General features: G+C 61.0%; 6 protein-coding genes. 4 read left to right on the top strand and 2 right to left on the bottom strand.

Features of this window, described 5'->3' with window-relative positions; translation table 11 throughout:
* Nucleotides 1-857: 857 nt before the first annotated feature.
* Nucleotides 858-1,265: a hypothetical protein gene (locus ACXR2T_RS15720; RefSeq protein WP_458840479.1), complete on the top strand. Its 408-nt coding sequence runs from the start codon at nt 858-860 to the stop codon at nt 1,263-1,265.
* 163 nt (nt 1,266-1,428) lie between these two features.
* Here ACXR2T_RS15720 and ACXR2T_RS15715 read toward each other — a convergent pair whose 3' ends face one another.
* A complete protein-coding gene (locus ACXR2T_RS15715) occupies nt 1,429-2,154 on the bottom strand; it encodes a CAP domain-containing protein (protein WP_458840477.1) in 726 nt (241 codons plus the stop codon).
* A 250-nt stretch (nt 2,155-2,404) separates the two neighbouring features.
* Between ACXR2T_RS15715 and ACXR2T_RS15710 the strand changes: the two genes are divergently transcribed.
* The 3 genes from ACXR2T_RS15710 to ACXR2T_RS15700 all read left to right on the top strand — a co-directional run bounded on the left by ACXR2T_RS15710 (nt 2,405) and on the right by ACXR2T_RS15700 (nt 4,140).
* Entirely contained in the window at nt 2,405-2,878 is a 474-nt protein-coding gene (locus ACXR2T_RS15710) for a YybH family protein (protein WP_458840475.1), read from the top strand.
* 50 nt (nt 2,879-2,928) lie between these two features.
* Entirely contained in the window at nt 2,929-3,426 is a 498-nt protein-coding gene (locus ACXR2T_RS15705) for a DUF6790 family protein (RefSeq protein ID WP_458840474.1), read from the top strand.
* An 84-nt stretch (nt 3,427-3,510) separates the two neighbouring features.
* Nucleotides 3,511-4,140, top strand: coding sequence for a hypothetical protein (locus ACXR2T_RS15700; protein WP_458840472.1), 630 nt, complete (start codon nt 3,511-3,513; stop codon nt 4,138-4,140).
* A gap of 165 nt (nt 4,141-4,305) precedes the next feature.
* Here the strand turns inward: ACXR2T_RS15700 and ACXR2T_RS15695 are convergent, their stop codons facing one another.
* Nucleotides 4,306-6,261, bottom strand: a complete 1,956-nt coding sequence (locus ACXR2T_RS15695) for an APC family permease (RefSeq protein ID WP_458812189.1) — start codon at nt 6,259-6,261, stop codon at nt 4,306-4,308.
* Nucleotides 6,262-6,541 lie beyond the last annotated feature (280 nt).

Raw genomic sequence — 6,541 nt, 5'->3', positions numbered from 1 at the left:
CTCACCAGACAATAACTGCGCTTCAGCGGGCGGTGCTCAACCGGAATACTGGCGGTGCTCAGAAGTCCGAATACTCAGTCGCCCAGCATCCGGTCTGCTGAGCTGACCTTTGTGGCGAACGCTCGTTTCGAGCGTTGCACACCCCGCACCCCGGCGAGTCTCATGAGTCGCTGGCAGATTTCACGACCAATCTCCAAGCCCTCACGCCGCAGCAGCGCATACAGTTTCCGGGACCACACACGGAGTAATACTTCTGGTAGAGGCGCGACTCAAATCATTCTGTGGATAAATCACAATCGTTGCATTTCCTTTCCCTTTTTTGGCAAAGCAGCATATTATGAGCGCACATAGGTGCAGCGTGGCACCTTTCAACAAAGGAGTTGATGTGTGTATGAACGACAATGTCCGATCTGGAGGTTTTCGCTCAAGGCTCATGACAGCCTTCATATCCGCGGCGTTGCTCTCAGGTGTTGTAGCTGCTCCGATGGCTGCAAATGCAGCGACCGGTGGGAAGACTTTCCTCAGCGCGTATGTTTATGACTACTGGGGGGCAGAATGACTTAACCCGAGCAAATTTGACAACGTACAGTGCTTGGCTTCAGGCTTGGAAAACTACAAGCACATATCCGGCAGGTTGGATTGGTTTGAGGAACAGGCTGGTGGCCACCAATGGTTCGATAATGACATCAAGCACGACGCTCTATAATTCCACCGCAACGATGGCATTTGGGTCCCAAACTCTCATGAAAACAGAGGGGCCTCGGTACGGCAACGGCATCGTTTTGACTTGGAACGGTAACGGCTACACCAATAAGTATCCGAAGCGAACGCCAAATGTTTCTTAATTGGAGAGTGACATGAAAGGCAAAGTTAAAAAATCAATTCTTGCTTCAGCAGTGGTTGTTTCTGGAATCGCAGTAGGCACACTGATTGGGTCGGTATCTGGTGCAGCGTTTGCCGATGATCCTTCTGAATACAAAACCAACAGTAATGGTTTGACGTTAGGTACAGTTCTTGACGCTGAAGAGTTGGGAGTTTATCCCGATCTTGTTTTTGCGACTGCGACTAACGGTGAAGAGGGTTATGTTTTCAACGCTGAACTTGAGGGAGAGACGCCTAAGTCACCAGAGGAAGCTGCAACCTGGAATGAAACCCACAACGTTGACCGGGTGATCAATGTTTACGCTTCTGATGGTGAGACCGTTATCGGTGAATTTCTCATTTCAAAATCGGATCCAAGCTATGATTTCGAGGTTCCGAGGTAGCACTTCAAAAACGGTCGTTTATGGCGCGCCTTCGGGCGCGCCATTCGTCTGTGTAGACTCGCCGAGGAAACACGCGCCGAAACTCCCCGCCGAAACCTAATCCCGCCACAACCTGCAAGCTAACGTTTTCGGTATGGGAGATCGAATCGGATACGGCCGTGTCTCAATGGCGAATAGCCCTATCGGGAAGCGCCAGTCCACCTATCGGGAAGCACGATTCCGACGACCGGGAAGCGCTCGCCCCGTGCACCAGCTGGTCCTGATGCGATTTCAGGATCAAGGAGTGCGCTCTTGTGTTCAGGGAGTTCATCCAAGACTTCACGAGGTCGTCGGTAGCCTGAAGAGTGGTGCGAGCGGAGACTCCAAGGTTCTCGCCGTAGAGGCCCATGCTGCGACGTCCGTCTTCGGCGTACCAGTTGTACTCAGAGTGCTCGTACTTGCCGTTGTCGACAAGATACTGGGTCCAGTCGCTTTTGCGGAGCTGATAGAGGTTGGAGTTAGTTAGAGCGTGCAGGCCGCGAGACGTTCGCTCCTTGTTGACCAGGATGAACACCCGGTCTTCAATTTGCTGTTGAGTGGCCTTCGCCGCAGGTTTAGGAGTTACCTGCACCACTCCAATTGACATCGAAACGCTGGACTGTCCGGTAAGCGATCCAGTCACTCGTACCGAGAGGTCTTTGCCTTCGTCGGATACGATGGGGACGTAGCTCGAGCTGGTTGCTCCTGCGATGGACTTACCGTTGGCACGCCACTGATAGCTGTAGGTCAGCTTCGATGGTTCCTCGCCCGGGCATACGATCAGCTCCAGTTGGGCGGCGGGAGCCGCGCGTATTGGCGGGTTGCTGGTGCTCCGCGGTTGACGCGTGCGTTGCCGAATGAGTATTGGCAAGCGCAGGGTGTGTTATCCCATGGAGGTTGTGGACGTTACCGGGCGACTTAGCGAACCGCCGTGTGCGGGTCCGCATGCACGGTGGTGTAAGAGAGTGGGCGGGAGACCCGACCCACCTACTCGATGCGGCACCGTCGTATCGCAGCAGCAGCTTTGCTACGGTGGAGGCTACGCACTCGCTGGGATTGCACAGTTCTTCGGGCGAGTGCGCACAGAGCAACGACGCCCGCCTAAGAAATGAGTAGCAGCAATGTCGACTAACCAACCCGATGACGCCGCTCTAGCCGGTGCGGTCAACGACGATGAAGTGGCCATTCAAGCGACGCTCATGACGGTGCTCGGTGCGTTCCAATCTGGTGAAGCCGCGGGCATCGGTGCCCTGTTCACGCGAGACGCCGACTGGACGAACGCGTTTGGTACGAGGCTCACGGGCGGTGTCGCGGTTGAGGAGTACCTGCTCGGTCTGTTTGCCGACGCCAGTTTTTCGGCAGGAAAGCTCGCGGGAGCGCCCGAGGTCAGCGTGAAGCAGCTCGGCGAAGATGTCGTTGTCGCTCACGTGACCACCACGATTGTCGGTCAGCTCACCGAGGCGGGCGAAACGCTGGGAGACCGCACCACGAACTCGCTGCACATTCTGCACAGGCAGCCAGACGGTCGCTGGTTGATCACCACGCAGCTCTTCGCTGATGCGCGCACCGAAACAACCTATAGAGCTCACAAGTAGCAAGCGACGATACAGAGCGTTAGCGTTAGCGTTAGCGAGAACGAGAAGCCATGTATGTTGTCACCATCGTCGCCCTCTTTGCTGTTCTGCCAGCGGTCAGCGTCGCACTCGAATGGGTGCTGCGCCCTAAGCGGCGTGACCTCTGGTCGCTCATCGGCCGCTGGGTGGTGTTCTGGGCTGTCGGAGTGCGGTTGTTCACCGCTGGTCTGAGCCAGGCGATGCAGCCCGAGTACACGGCCGAGGGCATTTTTGGCATCACCGACCCTGTGGTGTTGCCGTTTATTCAAGAACTCGGGTTTGCCAATATGTCGATTGGGGCGGTCGCGCTCATCAGTGTCTTCGTGCGACGATGGAGCATCCCTGCCGCTGTCTCGGGCTTACTGTTCTTTGGATTCGCGGGCTTTCGGCACCTGTTCTCGGGCGACCTCGGTACGAGTGTGCAGCTGATGGCGCTCATTTCTGACCTGTACATCTTCGCGGTGCTCGCGGCCTATCTGATCGCGCACCTCCTACGGCATAGAAATACATCAGTGCCCGCCGCCAGCTAACCGAATGCACAGCACAGCGCACGGGCTATCAGCGTAGACTCGCGTGGTCGGCCGGCAGTCCTCGGCCGCAGGTGGAGTGAAACTGTGACTCGTGAACATATGCGCCCGGTGCTGCAGCCTAGTGCGAGCTTTGACTGGATCATTGGCTCCGACGAGCCCGGCGCGGCCTCGCGGCTCGCGCAAGAAACGTCGTGGGCGCTGCTGGACCGTGTGCGCGGTGACGCAGACCCTGAGCTGGTTGAGCGCGTCATCGGGATCGCGACAGGCGACGGCATCGACGACATTGCAGAGCTGTGGGCATGCGAGGGCGAGCACTCTCTGGCGGGGGTGCTGTGGCGCCTGTACTTGCTGCGTCGCGCGGTGAGCGCCGACGATGTCGGCGCAGCCGACCTGTTTCGCCGCGGAGAAGCCGCTGCCGTGACCATCGATCCGGTCGTTGCGGGCGCTGCAGAGCCGGTCACCCCCGAGTCCATTCAAGCCCTGTGCGACACTATTTTGCGTGGAGCGTTTCTGGGTGACCTGGGCGCCGCCCTCGAGCGCGCAGCGAGTTACTGCCGTGTCATGGCGCTGGGAGCCGCCGACCTCGCCGACGCCCGCGATGACCTCGATGATGCCCACGCGGCGCACCTCACCTCGCGCGCGCTGCGGTACTCCACGATCGCACACGAGCTGCACGCGGGGGCACGCCGCTGGCGCGACGGTACGCTCGCGTAGCGACGCATCGGGCCGCGGGCGCTCCCGGGTAACTTTTCAAGTGCGCTCCGGATCAGCCTGGACTAGACTGGGTTCTGCTGGGCCGCAGTAACCCCGGGCTCCAATTTTTGCCGCTTCGAGCGGCCTTCCGCCGAGAGGCGTTTCTGCGGTCTGGCACTCTAGCTCTCAGCCAACGTGCACCCAGGGGCGCAGCTGCACGCGCGGTTCAGCCTCGCGCAGCACTTCGCGCGTCATCGGGGCGATCTCGCCCTCACCGAAGAGCAAGAACCGCAGCAGGTTTGCGAGCGGGTTGCCCTCGGTCCACCTGAAGTAGAGGTGCGGCGTCACATTGAACGACGCTCCCAGGTGCAGTGCGACGGCAGCGAGCGCATTGGGTACGCTCGGGCTGCGCACCGTGAACACGTCATAGCCGTGCCGATTCTCGTAGCGCACCACCAGTTCGCCTTCGAAGTCTGAGCTGTCTGAGATCTCGACCTCGATGAACACGGCCACCGCGTCAGGCAAGCCGTGGGCGGCGCGTGCGTGGCGGAGCTTGGCGGCGTAACGCTCAGCGCTCACGTCGGTGGGTTCGTGGGCGATGAGGCGCAGTGCGCTGTCGTGACCGACACTGAGCGCTTCGACTACGCGGTACGCTGCCGCATCGAGTGTCACCGAGGTGGCACGTAGCTCGGTTGAACGGGCGACGCGAGACACGAAGCTCACCACCAGAATGCCGAGAATAAACAGTGCCGCGATGCGAATACCGTCGGGGCGCTCGACCACATTTGCGACGGTCGTGTACAGGAACACGACCGTGATGACGCCAAAACCAACCGTAGCGCCGCGCTGCCGGGCGGCTCGCGCATGCAGCGTCACCGCGACCGCGGCTGAAGTGATGAGCACCAGTACGCCGGTCGCATACGCCCCGCCCTGGGCGTCAACACTCGCCTGAAAGACGATGGTCACCACAAACGCTATGGCAGTGAATACCAGCACGAGGGGGCGGGTCGCGCGTGCCCAGGCGGGCGCCATGCCGTAGTGCGGCAGATACCGGGGCACAAGGTTCAATAGGCCAGCCATGGCCGAGGCGCCCGCGAACCACAAGATCGCGATCGTGATGAGGTCGTAGCCCGTACCAAACCCTTCGCCGAGGTATCGGTGGGCGAGATAGGCGAGGGCACGGCCGTTTGCTTTGCCGCCCTCTTCGAACTCTGCGGCTGGAATCAGCGCGACCGTCGTGATCGACGATGTCACGAGAAACACGCTCATGATCAGCGCCGAGGTGGTGAGCAACCGTTTTGCCCCGCGAATGCGGCCGGCGGGGTTGTCTTCGGTGTCGCTCGCGTCGCCCCGAATCTGCGGCATCACGGCGACACCGGTCTCGAACCCAGACAGGCCGAGCGCTAATTTCGGAAACACGACGAGCGCGATCGCCACCACAAACAGTGGGTTGCCGTGCTGCGTGGTGAGCACGCTCCACCAGTCGCCGAGCACGACGGGGCGACGCACGAGCTCGGCGAGCGCCACCGCAATCACGACGAGGTTCGCGGCGAGAAACACACCCACGAGCACCACTGCGAGTCGAATCGCCTCACGAAAACCGCGTAGGAACACAATGCCGAGCCCCGCGAGCAGCGCCAGCGTAATGACAACCTCTTGCCCGCGTACGGCGGCGGGCGCAAACGGGTTCTCGACGAGGTGCGCGGTCGCATCGGCGGCAGACAGCGTGATCGTGATCATAAAGTCGGTGGCGGCAAACCCCAGCAACGCGAGCACGGCGAGTTTGCCGCCCCAGCGCGGCATCAGCTTCGCGAGCATCGAAATTGATCCGGTGCCGTGGGGGCTCTGCTCGGCGACCCGGCGGTACACCGGCAGCGCGCCAGCGAGAGTCACCGCGACGAGCACGATCGTGGCGAGCGGGGCGACTGCCCCCGCCGCGAGCGCCGCGATCGCCGGCTGATAGCCGAGCGTCGAGAAGTAGTCGAGGCCGGTAAGGCACATGACGCGCAGCCAGTGCGCGCGGCGTTCGGGCTCGGGCCGACCGTGCGGGCCGGCGTGCCGCCCGGGTGCCTCGGCGGTCTCTGCGACGAGCCACGACCGCAAGGCCGCCCGCCGCGTGCGGCGAGGCGGCTCTGCCCCCATTTCAAGCGACGATCCCGTCGCGCTATTGATCACGGCGCAACATTACTCTTACGGGGCGTCGTGCACCAGCCCCAAATTTCGCTCCGGATCGAGCTGGATCCTGCGACTCCCTCGTCGCGCAGGATGACCGGGTGCGGGATCGCGCAGGATGACCGGGTGTGGGATCGCGCAGGATGACCGAGTAGCGGACAGCGCCTATTCCTCGTCATCCTGATATGGAGATCGATTTGTCAAGTGGGCAGGGGAAAACGCCGCCAGACTGGCTGCCTAGCGGCGTTTC

The sequence above is a fragment of the Leucobacter faecis genome (assembly GCF_054456635.2).
Note: the sequence above shows the minus strand (reverse complement) of the source record. Positions and strands in the feature narration are given on the sequence as shown.